Consider the following 12,478-nt stretch of genomic DNA (forward strand, 5'->3'; position numbering starts at 1 on the left):
AATGGCAACCATCAAAGATGTAGCGGCGCTGGCGGGTATTTCCTATACCACCGTTTCCCACGTGCTGAACAAGACCCGCCCGGTGAGCGAACCGGTGCGGCGCAAGGTAGAGGCGGCGATTGCCGAGCTGGACTACGTGCCCAGTGCGGTGGCGCGCTCGCTCAAGGCGCGCTGCACGGCCACCATCGGCCTGCTGGTGCCCAACAGCGTCAACCCGTATTTCGCCGAACTGGCGCGGGGCATCGAGGATGGCTGCGAGCGCAATGGCTACTGCGTGATCCTGTGCAACTCCGACGACGACCCGCGCAAGCAGCGCAGCTACCTGCGCGTGCTGCTGGAGAAACGCATCGACGGTCTGATCGTGGCCTCGGTGGGCGAGGAGGCCGACCTGCTCGACAGCCTGGCCAGCGTGCGCACGCCCATGGTGATCGTCGACCGCGCGCTGGCGGGCGTCGACGCCGACCTGGTGCGCATCGACCACGAGCAGGGGGCCTACCTGGCCACCCGGCACCTGCTGGAGCTGGGACACCAGGACATCGCCTGCATCAACGGCCCGGCACACACCAGCGTGGCCAAGATGCGCCTGGCCGGCTTTCACCGGGCACTGGCCCAGGCCGGGGTGCCCCTGCGCGAGGGCCGCGTGGTGGACAGCGACTTCACCAGCCTGGGCGGCTATGGCGCCGCAGCGCAACTGCTGGGCCACGACCGCCCGACCGCGATCTTCGCGGCCAACGACATGATCGGCATGGGCGTGCTGCGTGCCGCGGCCGAGCGCAACATCTGCGTGCCCAGCGAACTGTCGGTGATCGGTTTCGACGATATCCAGATGAGCCAGTATGTCTACCCCGCGCTGACCACGGTAGGGCAGTCGATCCGCGAGCTGGGCGAGATGGCGTCCGAACTGTTGCTGCGGCGTATCGGTGAGCCGCAGCGCAGTGGGGTAGAGCAGCGCATCGTCGCGCCGAGCATCGTGCTGCGCGAGTCCACCGGGCCGCGTCCCGACCTCTTCAATGATTACCGCTAGGACCGACATGCCATGCAAGCGAATGTAGTGGTGGTAGGCAGCCTGAACATGGACCTGGTGACCCGCGCCGAGCGCCTGCCGCAGGCGGGTGAAACCCTGGCCGGCGAGTGGTTCGGCACCGTGCCGGGCGGCAAGGGCGCCAACCAGGCGGTAGCAGCTGCTCGGTTGGGGGCAGCGGTGGCGATGATCGGCTGTGTGGGGGAGGACGCCTACGGTGCGCAGTTGCGTCAGGCCCTGCTCGACGAGGGCATCGATTGCCAGGGCGTGGACACGGCGGCGGGTGTTTCCAGTGGTGTGGCACTGATCGTGGTGGATGCCAGCAGCCAGAACGCCATCGTCATCGTGGCCGGTGGCAACGGGCACTTGCTGCCGGCATCGGTACAGCGCCTGGACAGCCTGCTGCAGGCTGCCGATGTGATCATCTGCCAGCTCGAAGTACCGCAGGCCACCGTGGCACATACCCTGGCCCGTGGCCGGGCGCTGGGCAAGACCGTGATCCTCAACCCGGCACCGGCCACCGGGCCGCTGCCGGCTGACTGGTTTGCCAACATCGACTACCTGATCCCCAACGAGAGCGAGGCCAGCGCCCTGACCGGGCTGCCGGTGGCTTCGCTGCAGGAGGCGCAGGCAGCCGCCAGCCGACTGCTGGCGCTGGGGGTGGGCAAGGTGATCGTCACCCTGGGCGCGCAAGGCGCTCTGTTCGCCGATGGCCAGGGTTTTGCGCATTTTCCGGCGACGCGGGTGCAGCCACTGGACACCACGGCGGCCGGGGATACCTTCGTCGGTGGCTTTGCCGCTGCGTTGGCCGCTGGCAGGTCGGAGCGCGAGGCCATTGCCTTCGGCCAGCAGGCCGCCGCCATTTCGGTCACCCGCGCCGGTGCCCAGCCCTCCATTCCGTATCTGAGCGAACTGCAGGGGAGCACGCCATGAAGAAGACCCCGTTGCTCAATATCGCCCTGTCGCGCCTGATCGCGTCGCTGGGGCATGGCGATGTGGTGCTGATCGGCGACGCCGGCCTGCCCGTGCCTGCCGGTGTCGAGCTGATCGACCTTGCACTGACGCCCGGCATACCGGATTTCATTAGTACCTTGCACACGGTGCTGGCCGAAATGCAGGTCGAAAGCCACGTGCTGGCCGACGAGACCCTGCAACACAGGCCGCCGGCCCTGGCAGGCATCGAGCTGCTGCATGCCCGCGGCGAGCTGGGCGCGCGCCATTTGATGAGCCATGCGGCGTTCAAGCAGCTCGGTGCGCAGGCCAGGGCCATCGTGCGCACCGGCGAATGCCAGCCCTATACCAACATCGCGCTGGTGGCGGGCGTGACCTTTTGACTGTTGTCCCCTGAGCACAAGGAGTGCCCGATGCCAGAACGTGTCCAAAAAGCCAAACGTTTGCTGCGAGGTGTAGTGCTTATGTCTGCCCTGTCGAGTGCTGCCGTGCTGGCCGCGCCCCGCGACCTGATCATCGATACCGACCCCGGCGCGGATGACGTGGTGGCGTTGTTGTTCGCCCTGGCGTCGCCAGAGGAACTGAAGGTGCGCGCCATTACCACCGTGGCCGGTAATGTGCGACTCGACAAGACCTCGCGCAACGCACGGCTGGCCCGGGAGTGGGCGGGGCGCGAAGAGGTGCCGGTGTACGCCGGCGCGCCCACGCCGCTGGTGCGCACGCCCATCTATGCCGAGAACATCCATGGCGAGGAGGGCTTGCCTGGCGTGGCGGTGCACGAGCCGAAAAAGGGCCTGGCCCAGGGCAGCGCGGTGCAGTACCTGATCGACACCCTCGGTGGCGCTGAACCCAACAGCATCACCCTTGCCATGCTCGGCCCGCAGACCAACCTGGCACTGGCGCTGATTCAGGCCCCGCAGATCGTCAAGGGCATCAAGGAAGTGGTGGTGATGGGCGGTGCCCACTTCAATGGCGGCAATATCACCCCGGTGGCCGAGTTCAACCTGTACGCCGACCCACAGGCGGCAGAGGTCGTGTTGCGCAGCGGGGTCAAGCTCACCTACCTGCCGCTGGACGTGACCCACAAGGTACTCACCAGCGAGGCGCGCCTGAAGCAGATTCGCGGGTTGAACAACCACGCCAGCAAGCTGGTGGGCGATATTCTGGATGCTTACGTCAAGGGGGACATGGCGCACTACGGCCTGCCGGGTGGGCCGGTGCACGATGCCAGCGTGATTGCCTACTTGCTCAAGCCCGAGCTGTTCAGTGGCCGGCAGATTCACATGAGCGTGGATAGCCGCGAAGGCCCGACCTTTGGTCAGACCATTGCGGACTGGTACGGCACGCTCGAGCTACCGGCCAATGTGATGTGGATCGAGAGCGGCGATGCCCAGGGCTTTTTCGATTTGCTCAGCGAGCGTCTTGCTCGATTGCAGTAATGGGTGTGGGCTGGTGTTCGGTCGCGGGCCAGTGGCGTTCGAACACCTGGTCGACGAAGGTGCGGGCAGCTTCGTGGCCGAGGTCTTGAAGCAGCAGGTCGGCGGCGATGATGAACAGCTCTTCGGTGGTGCCGGGGCTGTAGGAACGATGGCCGTCAGGCCATGTGACCTTGATGTTGGTGTCCAGGGTGGGGCTATTCATGGGGGTCTCGATCGAAAATACGCGTGCTGTTTGGTGCAGATGCCGGGCCCTGGCGTCTACAGCGGGGGCATGATTGCGCTCCGCCAACTGGTACAAGTTAAACATGTTGCAACAGGGCCGGCACTGCTACTTATGCATAAGCAGCGGGGCTAGGCAAACTAAATGGTGGTTGGGTTCGCCTATTCGTGACGTCTGTACCGATTCTTCGTTGGCACTTGGGTCGGCGCGGTAGCCGTGGAGCTGGCTTGCCAGCGAAGAGGGCGTACAGAGTCCGCCTGATGTACCCTGCACCCCACAGCCACCGCGCACGCCCGAGGACACCCCGTGCAGATCGACTTGAACACCCCCGAGCAGCTCATCCCCCAGCAGGTGCGCCAGCTGCTGGCCGAAGGCAACGACCGAATCCACAACCAGTTGCGCGTCACCCGCGGCGGCATTGCCTACCTGTCGCAGATTACCGGCGGGCGCGAGCTCGATGGCCTGCTGTTTCGCCTCGAGACCTGGGCCGCCGGCTCGGGCTGCGTGGGCCCTGTTGCCGCCGACGACGAACGCTGGGTCATGCAGGTGTACAACGTGCTGGCCAGCAACTGGCCCAAGCCCGCCAGCGACTACATCGATATCTACTGAACCGCTGCGCTCAGGCAAAATCCGGTCACGATTGAGGTTTCCCTGACGAGCACGTCTCAGGCAGACTGGGACGTTTTTGCAACCAAAAGTGCTTAAAACTGTCGTATCAGACAGCATTCCAGTATTTGAAAGGAGGATTCATGTTCCGCACGCGTGCAACATTGGCGAGCCTGTTGGCAGCCGTGGTTCTGGCAGGTTGCAGTACCGATGGCTCATCGTCCAAGGCGCCAGAGGTAGCGGCAGCACCGAACCTCGATGGTCGCTGCGATGCCAGCAACGCCGCATTCACCGTCGGCAAGCCGGCAACCCCCGAGCTGCTGGAGCAGGCGCGCAAGGCGAGCGGGGCGCAGATCGCCCGCGTGCTCAAGCCGACCGACATGATCACCCTGGAGTACCGTTCCGAGCGCTTGAACCTCAACGCCGACGACAAGGGCGTGGTCACCCGGGTCAACTGCGGCTGATTCCGCCCCGGGCCTGCCGTTGCATAAACGGCAGGCACAAAAAAACCCGTCCAAGGACGGGTTTTTTTAATTCGTCAGAACTTACTCTGGACGAACTTGTGCAGCCTGCATGCCCTTCTGGCCTTTTTCGGCAACGAAGGAGACGGTCTGGCCTTCTTTCAGGCTCTTGAAGCCGTCAGACTCGATGGCCTTGAAGTGTACGAACAGGTCGTCGCCGCCACCTTGTGGAGTGATGAAGCCGAAGCCTTTTTCATCGTTGAACCATTTGACGGTGCCGGTTTGGCGATTGGACATGGGTGTATCTCCAGGAAACATGATGTTTTTCAGTAGTGCGGTGTCGCCGAGGCCAACAAGGTGCACAGAGGCATCATAGTCTAATTTTGCGCTTGTGGTGACTTTTACGTGTGCCGAATGCTGATCTGGCGCAAATTAACTGAGTTTTGTATGGCCTGCGCCCTTATTTCTGGGGCTTGCAGGCCTTCGTAACCAGCTGGGTTGCCTTGTCTATGAGCTTCTGGTCTACGCCGTCAGTGCTGTTGAGCTCTTTGATCTCTGCGTCCGAAAAGTTTTTTTCGATCACATTCACGCTGCAGCTGCAGTGCTTTTCGGCGGATTGTTTCGTCATGCCCGGCTGGGCAGAGGCGGTGGCCACGCAGGACGTCAGGTAGCCTGGTGGAACAGTGCCTGCGTTGGCGCCAAGCGGCAGCAGCAGGGCACCAGTGGCCGCCAAGGCCAGAAGAGAATGAAGTCGCATACCGGTCACTCCTTTATTAGGTCGGGTGTATCTAGAGTAGGTCGCTTCCTAATCTCTGAGCGGAAAAAAACCGCTCAAGTTCACCGCATCGGTCTAATTTCAGAATATTTCTGCATATCCCCGGCCCATGGCCCTACGCGCCGAAAGCTTTGTGCTAGCATGCCTGGCTCAGGATTTGGCCGATTCGTCTTGCCGCTCAAATCTTTCTATATATATGTATCCAGTCACTCTGGTTCGTACCCTGGCAGGCCCTTGGGCTTCTGCCACTGTGAGGCAGGCTTTGCATTGCAAAGACAGGGTCGAATCGCGTACTGGCTCATCCCAACCCACGTGACCTTTGGTAGGGGTCACCACTAGGAGAGGAGGCGCCATGCCCACTATTACTCTTCCCGATGGCAGTCAACGTTCGTTCGACAAGGCCGTAACCGTAGCCGAGGTCGCCGCATCCATTGGTGCAGGCCTGGCCAAGGCCACCGTGGCCGGCAAGGTCGACGGCAAGCTGGTCGACGCGTGCGACCTGATCGAGCAGGACGCCAGCCTGCAAATCATCACGCCCAAGGACGAAGAGGGGCTGGAGATCATCCGTCACTCCTGCGCTCACCTGGTCGGTCATGCCGTCAAGCAGCTGTACCCGACCGCCAAGATGGTGATCGGCCCGGTCATCGACGAGGGCTTCTACTACGACATCGCGTATGAGCGTCCCTTCACCCCGGAAGACCTGGCGGCGATCGAGCAGCGCATGCAGCAGCTGATCGAGAAGGACTACGACGTCATCAAGAAGGTCACCCCGCGCGCCGAGGTGATCGAGCTGTTCAAGGCCCGTGGCGAAGACTACAAGCTGCGCCTGGTCGAAGACATGCCGAACGAACAGGCCATGGGCCTGTACTTCCATGAAGAATACGTCGACATGTGCCGCGGCCCGCACGTGCCCAATACGCGCTTTCTCAAGTCGTTCAAGCTGACCAAGCTGTCCGGTGCCTACTGGCGCGGCGACGCCAAGAACGAGCAACTGCAACGTGTGTACGGCACGGCCTGGGCTGACAAGAAGCAGCTGGCCGCCTACATCCAGCGCATCGAAGAGGCCGAAAAACGCGACCACCGCAAGATCGGCAAGCGCCTGAACCTGTTCCACCTCCAGGAAGAAGCGCCGGGCATGGTGTTCTGGCACCCCAATGGCTGGACCCTGTACCAGGTGCTCGAGCAGTACATGCGCAAGGTGCAACGCGACAACGGCTACCTGGAAATCAAGACCCCGCAAGTGGTCGACCGCACGCTGTGGGAGAAGTCCGGGCACTGGGCCAACTACGGTGACAACATGTTCACCACCCAGTCCGAGAACCGCGACTACGCCATCAAGCCGATGAACTGCCCGTGCCACGTACAGGTGTTCAACCAGGGCCTGAAGAGCTACCGCGAGCTGCCGCTGCGTCTGGCCGAGTTCGGCGCTTGCCATCGCAACGAGCCTTCGGGCGCCCTGCACGGCATCATGCGTGTGCGCGGCTTCGTGCAGGACGATGCGCACATCTTCTGCACCGAAGAACAGATGCAGTCCGAGTCCGCCGCGTTCATCAAGCTGACCCTGGACGTGTACAAGGACTTCGGCTTCAAGGACATCGAGCTCAAGCTCTCGACGCGCCCTGAAAAGCGCGTGGGTTCCGACGACCTGTGGGACCGTGCCGAAGGCGCACTGGCCGCCGCGCTCGACAGCGCCGGCCTGCCGTACGACCTGCAGCCGGGTGAAGGGGCGTTCTACGGCCCGAAAATCGAATTCTCGCTGAAGGATTGCCTTGGTCGTGTGTGGCAGTGTGGTACCCTGCAGCTCGACTTCAACCTGCCGATCCGTCTGGGCGCCGAATACGTCTCCGAAGACAACGGCCGCAAGCATCCGGTGATGCTGCACCGTGCCATCCTCGGTTCGTTCGAGCGTTTCGTCGGAATTCTCATCGAGCACTACGAAGGTGCATTCCCAGCCTGGCTGGCGCCTACGCAGGCGGTGATCATGAATATCACCGACAAACAAGCGGATTTCGCCCAGAAAGTGGAAAAAACTCTGGCCGAAAGCGGCTTCCGTGCCAAGTCCGACTTGAGAAATGAGAAAATCGGCTTTAAAATCCGCGAGCATACCTTGCTCAAGGTTCCCTATCTCCTGGTTATCGGGGATCGGGAAGTCGAAACGCAAACTGTCGCTGTGCGTACCCGCGAAGGTGCTGACCTGGGCTCCATGCCCGTCGCCCAATTTGCGGACCTGCTCGCGCAAGCGGTTTCCCGGCGTGGTCGCCAAGATTCGGAGTAATTACTATTAAGCGTGATATGAGACAAGATAAACGAGCTGCACCGAAAGCCCCGATCAACGAGAATATCTCGGCACGTGAGGTTCGGTTAATTGGCGCTGACGGCGAGCAGTTGGGCATCGTCTCGATTGAAGAAGCGCTTCGTATCGCTGAAGAAGCGAAACTGGACCTGGTAGAAATTTCTGCTGACGCCGTTCCGCCTGTCTGCAAAGTCCTCGACTACGGCAAAAGCCTGTTCGAGAAGAAAAAGCAGCAGGCTGCGGCGAAGAAGAACCAGAAGATCATCCAGATCAAAGAAATCAAGTTTCGTCCAGGGACGGAGGAAGGGGATTACCAGGTAAAACTACGCAACCTGGTACGTTTCCTTACTGATGGGGACAAGACCAAAATCTCTCTGAGATTCCGTGGTCGTGAGATGGCCCACCAGGAGCTGGGTATGGAACTGTTGAAGCGGATCGAAGCTGATCTTGCCGAATACGGGACCGTCGAACAGCATCCTAAGATGGAAGGACGCCAGCTTTTGATGGTCATCGCCCCCAAGAAAAAGAAATAACCACCAGGGCACGGCAGGCCTTGCGGTTATGTTTATCAACTGAATGCGGAGTATCCGAACATGCCAAAAATGAAAACCAAAAGCGGTGCAGCCAAGCGTTTCTTGAAAACGGCTAACGGCATCAAGCACAAACACGCTTTCAAGAGCCACATCCTGACCAAAATGTCGACCAAGCGTAAGCGTCAACTTCGCGGTAGCAGCCTGCTGCACGCGTCGGACGTTGCAAAAGTCGAGCGCATGCTGCGCCTTCGTTAATTTTTGGTTATAGATAGAGGAAATTACTCATGGCTCGTGTAAAGCGTGGCGTCATCGCTCGTAAGCGTCACAAGAAAATTCTGAAACTGGCTAAAGGTTACTACGGCGCTCGCTCGCGCGTATTCCGTGTTGCCAAGCAAGCGGTCATCAAGGCAGGCCAATACGCCTACCGCGACCGTCGCCAGAAAAAACGTCAGTTCCGCGCTCTGTGGATCGCTCGTATCAACGCTGGTGCTCGCGTCAACGGTCTGTCCTACAGCCGCCTGATCGCTGGCCTGAAAAAAGCGTCGATCGAAATCGACCGCAAAGTTCTGGCTGATCTGGCAGTGAACGAAAAAGCGGCGTTTGCTGCGATTGTCGAAAAGGCTAAAGCCGTTCTGGCTTAAGTACCCACGACAATCATTCGCCGTCGATGTCGGCGGCGGATGTTAAACGTCATAGATAGGGGAAGAGCCTGTAAGCTCTTCCCCTATTTTGTATCTGGAGTCTGTACATGGAAAACCTGGATGCGTTGGTCTCCCAAGCCCTCGAGGCTGTGGAGCGCGCTGAAGACATCAATGCCCTGGAGCAGATCCGGGTTCAATTCCTTGGCAAGAAAGGCGAACTGACTCAGGTGATGAAGACCCTGGGCAACCTGCCGGCTGAAGAGCGGCCCAAAGTCGGCGCGCTGATCAACGAAGCCAAGGAACGCGTTACCGAGGTGCTCAACGCCCGCAAAGCCGCCTATGAAGAAGCCGAGCTCAGCGCTCGCCTGGCTGCCGAGTGCATTGACGTCACCTTGCCTGGCCGTGGCCAGACCTCCGGTGGTTTGCACCCTGTCACCCGTACCCTCGAACGCATCGAGCAGTTCTTCACCCATATCGGCTACGGCATCGCCGAAGGCCCGGAAGTCGAAGACGACTACCACAACTTCGAAGCGCTCAACATTCCCGGCCACCACCCGGCCCGGGCAATGCATGACACCTTCTACTTCAATGCCAACATGCTGCTGCGCACCCACACCTCGCCGGTGCAAGTGCGGACCATGGAGTCCACTCAGCCGCCGATTCGCATTGTCTGCCCGGGTCGCGTGTACCGCAACGACTCGGACATTACCCACTCGCCGATGTTTCACCAGGTCGAAGGCCTGCTGATCGATCGCGACATCAATTTTGCCGACCTCAAAGGCACCATCGAAGAATTCCTGCGCGTGTTCTTCGAAAAAGAGCTGGCGGTACGTTTCCGTCCGTCGTTCTTCCCCTTCACCGAGCCTTCGGCTGAAGTCGATATCCAGTGCGTGATGTGCAGCGGCAAGGGCTGCCGTGTGTGCAAGCAGACCGGTTGGCTCGAAGTCATGGGCTGCGGCATGGTGCACCCGAACGTGCTGCGCATGTCTGGTATCGACCCCGAAGAGTTCTCGGGCTTCGCATTTGGCATGGGGGCCGAGCGCCTGGCCATGCTGCGTTACGGCGTCAACGATTTGCGCCTGTTCTTCGACAACGACTTGCGGTTCCTTGCGCAATTTCGCTAGGTCGCGCACCCGTAACGAATCTTTAGGAGAGCAGGATGAAATTCAGTGAAAAGTGGCTGCGCGGTTGGGTCAACCCGCAGGTATCCCGTGACGAGCTGGTGGCACGTCTGTCCATGGCCGGTCTTGAGGTCGACAGCGTAACCCCGGCCGCCGGTCAATTCAGCGGCATCGTGGTGGGCGAGGTGCTGAGCACCGAGCAGCACCCCGACGCCGACAAGCTGCGCGTGTGCCAGGTCAGCAATGGCAGCGAGACCTTCCAGGTAGTGTGCGGCGCGCCGAATGTGCGCCCTGGCCTGAAGATCCCGTTCGCCATGATCGGCGCCGAACTGCCAGGCGACTTCAAGATCAAGAAGGCCAAGCTGCGTGGCGTCGAGTCCAACGGCATGCTGTGCTCGGCCGCCGAGCTGCAGATCAGCGAAGAGAACGACGGCCTGCTGGAACTGGCGGCAGACGCCCCGGTTGGCCAGGACATTCGCGGGTATCTGGACCTGGACGATGCCAGCATCGAGGTCGACCTGACCCCGAACCGCGGCGACTGCCTGTCCCTGGCCGGCCTCGCCCGTGAAGTCGGTGCCCTGTACGGCGCCCCGGTCACCCGCCCGACCGTGCCGGCCATTGCGCCAGGCATCGACGACGTGCGCCCGGTAGACGTGCTGGCGCCGGCCGCGTGCCCGCGTTACCTGGGCCGCGTTATCCGTAACGTCGACCTGTCACGCCCGACCCCGCTGTGGATGGTCGAGCGTCTGCGCCGCAGTGACGTGCGCAGCATCGATGCTGCCGTCGACATCACCAACTACGTGATGATCGAGCTGGGCCAGCCGCTGCACGCCTTCGACCTGGCTGAAATCAACGGTGGCATCCGAGTGCGCATGGCCGAGGAGGGCGAGAAGCTCGTCCTGCTCGATGGCCAGGAAGTTGCCCTGCGTGCCGACACGCTGGTCATCGCCGACCACGATCGCGCCCTGGCCATTGCCGGCGTGATGGGTGGCGAGCACAGCGGCGTTGCGGCCACCACCAAGGATATCTTCCTTGAAAGCGCCTTCTTCGAGCCGATCTCGGTGGCTGGCAAGGCCCGTTCCTACGGCCTGCACACCGATGCCTCGCACCGCTACGAGCGTGGCGTCGACTCGCAACTGGCCCGCGAAGCCATGGAGCGCGCCACTGGCCTGCTGCTGGATATCGTAGGCGGCGAAGCCGGCCCGATCATCGAGACCGTCAGCCCAGAGCACTTGCCCAACATCGCCCCGGTCACCCTGCGTGCCGAGCGTATCACCCAGATGCTGGGCATGGAGATGGACAGCGCCGAAGTCGAGCAACTGCTCAACGGCCTGGGCCTGAAAACCAGCGGTGAGGCGGGGCAGTGGCAGGTCGAAGTACCCAGCCATCGCTTCGACATCAGCCTGGAAGTGGACCTGATCGAAGAGCTGGCCCGTCTGTACGGCTACAACCGCCTGCCGGTCCGTTACCCGCAAGCGCGCCTGGCCCCGCAGGCCAGGTCTGAAGTGCGTGGCGAACTGCCTGCGCTGCGTCGCCTGCTGGTTGCCCGTGGCTACCAGGAAGCGATCACCTACAGCTTCATCGACCCCAAGCAGTTCGAGCTGTTCAACCCTGGCGTAGAGCCGCTGCTGCTGGCCAACCCGATTTCCAGCGACATGGCGGCCATGCGTGTCAGCCTGTGGCCGGGCCTGGTCAAGGCACTGCAGCACAACCTCAACCGCCAGCAAGACCGCGTGCGCCTGTTCGAGAGCGGCCAGCGCTTCGTCGGCCAGCTGGGCGACCTCAAGCAACAGCCGATGCTGGCTGGTGTGGTCTGCGGGAGCCGCCTGCCGGAAGGCTGGGCCAACGGCCGCGACACCATCGACTTCTTCGATGTGAAGGCCGACGTTGAAGCGGTACTGGGCTTCTCCGGTTCGCTCGACGACTTCACCTTCGTGCCCGGCAAACACCCGGCGCTGCACCCAGGCCAGACCGCGCGCATCGAGCGTGACGGCGTCGAAGTCGGCTACCTGGGCGCCTTGCACCCCGAGCTGGTCAAGACCCTGGGCCTGGATCGCACCGTGTATGTGTTCGAGCTGGTGCTGGCGGATGTAGTGGAAGGGCGCCTGCCGAAGTTCCACGAACTGTCGCGCTTCCCCGAAGTACGCCGTGACCTGGCGTTGATCGCAGGGCGTGATGTGGCGGCCAGCGCGGTGCTGGATGTAATCCGTGAAAACGCAGGCGAGTGGCTCACCGACCTCAGGCTGTTTGATGTGTATCAGGGTAAAGGTATTGATCCTGATAGAAAAAGCCTGGCCGTCGGCTTGACCTGGCAGCATCCATCGCGCACTCTTAACGACGATGAGGTGAACGCCACCACGCAAAACATTCTCACCTCGCTTGAACAAAGGTTGAACACCACGTTAAGGAAATAGCGT

The 12,478-nt window shown here is 61.6% G+C and carries 15 protein-coding genes; 12 read left to right on the forward strand and 3 right to left on the reverse strand.

Annotated elements, in window-relative coordinates; translation table 11 throughout:
* Position 1: 1 nt before the first annotated feature.
* The 4 genes from MF6396_RS02810 to MF6396_RS02825 are packed head-to-tail and all read left to right on the forward strand — an operon-like array spanning position 2 to position 3,411.
* Positions 2–1,024, forward strand: coding sequence for a LacI family DNA-binding transcriptional regulator (locus tag MF6396_RS02810; protein WP_043860811.1), 1,023 nt, complete (start codon positions 2–4; stop codon positions 1,022–1,024).
* Positions 1,025–1,036: 12 nt separating this feature from the next.
* Positions 1,037–1,954, forward strand: a complete 918-nt coding sequence (gene rbsK / locus MF6396_RS02815; protein ID WP_078479646.1) for a ribokinase — start codon at positions 1,037–1,039, stop codon at positions 1,952–1,954.
* Positions 1,951–2,355 (forward strand): D-ribose pyranase, encoded by a 405-nt coding sequence (gene rbsD, locus MF6396_RS02820; protein ID WP_043860809.1) that lies wholly within the window; start codon positions 1,951–1,953, stop codon positions 2,353–2,355. The genes rbsK and rbsD overlap by 4 nt, the downstream gene beginning before the upstream one ends.
* Before the next feature lie 30 nt (positions 2,356–2,385).
* Positions 2,386–3,411: a nucleoside hydrolase gene (locus tag MF6396_RS02825; protein ID WP_078479647.1), complete on the forward strand. Its 1,026-nt coding sequence runs from the start codon at positions 2,386–2,388 to the stop codon at positions 3,409–3,411.
* Here the strand turns inward: MF6396_RS02825 and MF6396_RS02830 are convergent.
* Positions 3,383–3,613, reverse strand: coding sequence for a hypothetical protein (locus MF6396_RS02830; protein WP_043860807.1), 231 nt, complete (start codon positions 3,611–3,613; stop codon positions 3,383–3,385). The genes MF6396_RS02825 and MF6396_RS02830 overlap by 29 nt on opposite strands.
* 324 nt (positions 3,614–3,937) lie before the next feature.
* Here MF6396_RS02830 and MF6396_RS02835 point away from each other — a divergent pair, with 324 nt between their 5' ends.
* Positions 3,938–4,240: a hypothetical protein gene (locus tag MF6396_RS02835; RefSeq protein ID WP_078479648.1), complete on the forward strand. Its 303-nt coding sequence runs from the start codon at positions 3,938–3,940 to the stop codon at positions 4,238–4,240.
* 140 nt (positions 4,241–4,380) lie between these two features.
* Positions 4,381–4,701 carry an I78 family peptidase inhibitor gene (locus tag MF6396_RS02840; protein WP_043860805.1) on the forward strand — a complete coding sequence of 107 codons (321 nt, stop codon included), beginning with the start codon at positions 4,381–4,383 and terminating at the stop codon, positions 4,699–4,701.
* 81 nt (positions 4,702–4,782) lie between these two features.
* On the opposite strand, the gene MF6396_RS02845 is transcribed toward MF6396_RS02840, so the two are convergent.
* Positions 4,783–4,995, reverse strand: a complete 213-nt coding sequence (locus tag MF6396_RS02845; protein ID WP_003179963.1) for a cold-shock protein — start codon at positions 4,993–4,995, stop codon at positions 4,783–4,785.
* Between the two features lie 163 nt (positions 4,996–5,158).
* Positions 5,159–5,455 (reverse strand): hypothetical protein, encoded by a 297-nt coding sequence (locus MF6396_RS02850; RefSeq protein ID WP_043860804.1) that lies wholly within the window; start codon positions 5,453–5,455, stop codon positions 5,159–5,161.
* A 370-nt stretch (positions 5,456–5,825) separates the two neighbouring features.
* On the opposite strand from MF6396_RS02850, the gene thrS reads away from it, so the two are divergent.
* The 6 genes from thrS to pheT all read left to right on the forward strand — a co-directional run bounded on the left by thrS (position 5,826) and on the right by pheT (position 12,475).
* Complete coding sequence (thrS, locus tag MF6396_RS02855; protein ID WP_043860803.1) at positions 5,826–7,748, forward strand: threonine--tRNA ligase; 1,923 nt, start codon at positions 5,826–5,828, stop codon at positions 7,746–7,748.
* Complete coding sequence (infC, locus tag MF6396_RS02860; protein WP_173925091.1) at positions 7,748–8,299, forward strand: translation initiation factor IF-3; 552 nt, start codon at positions 7,748–7,750, stop codon at positions 8,297–8,299. The genes thrS and infC overlap by 1 nt, the downstream gene beginning before the upstream one ends.
* Before the next feature lie 60 nt (positions 8,300–8,359).
* Positions 8,360–8,554: a 50S ribosomal protein L35 gene (gene rpmI / locus MF6396_RS02865; protein WP_027620572.1), complete on the forward strand. Its 195-nt coding sequence runs from the start codon at positions 8,360–8,362 to the stop codon at positions 8,552–8,554.
* A 29-nt stretch (positions 8,555–8,583) separates the two neighbouring features.
* Positions 8,584–8,940 (forward strand): 50S ribosomal protein L20, encoded by a 357-nt coding sequence (rplT, locus tag MF6396_RS02870; protein WP_043860801.1) that lies wholly within the window; start codon positions 8,584–8,586, stop codon positions 8,938–8,940.
* 107 nt (positions 8,941–9,047) lie between these two features.
* Positions 9,048–10,064, forward strand: coding sequence for a phenylalanine--tRNA ligase subunit alpha (gene pheS / locus MF6396_RS02875; RefSeq protein ID WP_054915262.1), 1,017 nt, complete (start codon positions 9,048–9,050; stop codon positions 10,062–10,064).
* A gap of 35 nt (positions 10,065–10,099) precedes the next feature.
* Entirely contained in the window at positions 10,100–12,475 is a 2,376-nt protein-coding gene (pheT, locus tag MF6396_RS02880) for a phenylalanine--tRNA ligase subunit beta (RefSeq protein ID WP_078479649.1), read from the forward strand.
* Positions 12,476–12,478: the final 3 nt, after the last annotated feature.

The organism is Pseudomonas sp. MF6396 (assembly GCF_002018915.1).
In the GTDB taxonomy this organism is placed as follows: Bacteria; Pseudomonadota; Gammaproteobacteria; order Pseudomonadales; family Pseudomonadaceae; genus Aquipseudomonas; species Aquipseudomonas palmensis.

Excerpts from the sequence above, each read along its gene's own strand:
- rplT (WP_043860801.1), top strand. The coding sequence starts at position 8,584 with ATGGCTCGTGTAAAGCGTGGCGTCATCGCTCGTAAGCGTCACAAGAAA.
- thrS (WP_043860803.1), top strand. The coding sequence starts at position 5,826 with ATGCCCACTATTACTCTTCCCGATGGCAGTCAACGTTCGTTCGACAAG.
- MF6396_RS02830 (WP_043860807.1), bottom strand. The coding sequence starts at position 3,613 with ATGAATAGCCCCACCCTGGACACCAACATCAAGGTCACATGGCCTGAC.
- rbsD (WP_043860809.1), top strand. The coding sequence starts at position 1,951 with ATGAAGAAGACCCCGTTGCTCAATATCGCCCTGTCGCGCCTGATCGCG.
- rpmI (WP_027620572.1), top strand. The coding sequence starts at position 8,360 with ATGCCAAAAATGAAAACCAAAAGCGGTGCAGCCAAGCGTTTCTTGAAA.
- pheS (WP_054915262.1), top strand. The coding sequence starts at position 9,048 with ATGGAAAACCTGGATGCGTTGGTCTCCCAAGCCCTCGAGGCTGTGGAG.
- MF6396_RS02850 (WP_043860804.1), bottom strand. The coding sequence starts at position 5,455 with ATGCGACTTCATTCTCTTCTGGCCTTGGCGGCCACTGGTGCCCTGCTG.
- MF6396_RS02825 (WP_078479647.1), top strand. The coding sequence starts at position 2,386 with ATGCCAGAACGTGTCCAAAAAGCCAAACGTTTGCTGCGAGGTGTAGTG.
- pheT (WP_078479649.1), top strand. The coding sequence starts at position 10,100 with ATGAAATTCAGTGAAAAGTGGCTGCGCGGTTGGGTCAACCCGCAGGTA.
- MF6396_RS02810 (WP_043860811.1), top strand. The coding sequence starts at position 2 with ATGGCAACCATCAAAGATGTAGCGGCGCTGGCGGGTATTTCCTATACC.
- rbsK (WP_078479646.1), top strand. The coding sequence starts at position 1,037 with ATGCAAGCGAATGTAGTGGTGGTAGGCAGCCTGAACATGGACCTGGTG.
- MF6396_RS02840 (WP_043860805.1), top strand. The coding sequence starts at position 4,381 with ATGTTCCGCACGCGTGCAACATTGGCGAGCCTGTTGGCAGCCGTGGTT.
- MF6396_RS02845 (WP_003179963.1), bottom strand. The coding sequence starts at position 4,995 with ATGTCCAATCGCCAAACCGGCACCGTCAAATGGTTCAACGATGAAAAA.